Below are 945 nucleotides of genomic sequence, written 5' to 3'. Positions count from 1 at the left end.
CGTGTGGCGATATGGTGCGTGGCTAATCGTCTTGGCATGTATTTTCTGGCCGTTAAGAATACTCTACGGTGAATGAAACTTGCAGTAAATATGAGATTTAGCCATGCACTATAACGCGTGTTGTGCCGACGTACTTTATTTTAATCTCCATTTTACAATTCCCTTTTATCAGTCTTTTTATTGCCATATATATCAACATTTTCTGATTTTGAATATTGTTTCCAATCTCTTAACAACTTATTAAATTCATCAGTATCACAATATTCAAATCTTTTAAGGGCATAATACATTCCTGTTATTGAAACATCATTAAATCTTGAGCGATGTCGTTTTTGGCAATTCGGACACCACATCATAGGGGGTTGAATGTTCAATTCTTTCCGAATCTGGCGTAATTTCTCATTCAAATCGGTAACTAAACTAAAATGCTGTTCAATGGAATAATTTGAATTCCACTTATTCTTAAGAATATCCTTTAATTCTGGAAACCAAGTAGTATGTGCTTGTCCTGCTGGCATAATTAGTCAAATTCATTTTCAATATCTTTTTGTTCCATTTCTTCGTGGGTTACTCCATAAGGATATCCTCCGCTTGTATACCCAATAATCATTGCAAAATGCTCATCACTTTCAATTTCACAAAAGGCATTTAATTCATTCTCTCGCTTTTTCTTAAATGCAAGTCTTTGCTGTTTAAGTGATTCCGTAGATTGACGCAACTGTCTTTCATATTCATCCGAAATTTTAAATCCGAGCAATCTTAATTCTTTAACTGCACAAATTTTGTCAACGGAGTACTTTTTTGAATATCCCTTAACAATATTATTCCCTGAATATGTTTTTATCCAATCCTTTGCAGATTGAAGTCTATATTTTCTATCAGGAGTTTTTTTCATTTATTTACATCATTGCAGGTCTTTTCTAGTATGCGGCACAACGCCCACAT

2 protein-coding genes are annotated in these 945 nt (G+C 33.9%); both read right to left on the bottom strand.

What is annotated here, in order from left to right; all coding sequences use genetic code 11:
- Positions 1-152: 152 nt before the first annotated feature.
- Positions 153-518 (bottom strand): hypothetical protein, encoded by a 366-nt coding sequence (locus tag JCM15548_RS20660; protein ID WP_062129131.1) that lies wholly within the window; start codon positions 516-518, stop codon positions 153-155.
- Positions 519-520: 2 nt separating this feature from the next.
- Entirely contained in the window at positions 521-895 is a 375-nt protein-coding gene (locus JCM15548_RS21860) for a hypothetical protein (protein ID WP_062129129.1), read from the bottom strand.
- Positions 896-945 lie beyond the last annotated feature (50 nt).

Source organism: Geofilum rubicundum JCM 15548, from assembly GCF_000974365.1.
Classification (GTDB): Bacteria; Bacteroidota; Bacteroidia; order Bacteroidales; family Marinilabiliaceae; genus Geofilum; species Geofilum rubicundum.
This window is presented reverse-complemented; position numbering and strand designations above follow the sequence as displayed.

Bases quoted from the DNA above. Each gene is read 5' to 3' on its own strand.
- JCM15548_RS20660 (WP_062129131.1), bottom strand. From the start codon at position 518: ATGCCAGCAGGACAAGCACATACTACTTGGTTTCCAGAATTAAAGGAT.
- JCM15548_RS21860 (WP_062129129.1), bottom strand. From the start codon at position 895: ATGAAAAAAACTCCTGATAGAAAATATAGACTTCAATCTGCAAAGGAT.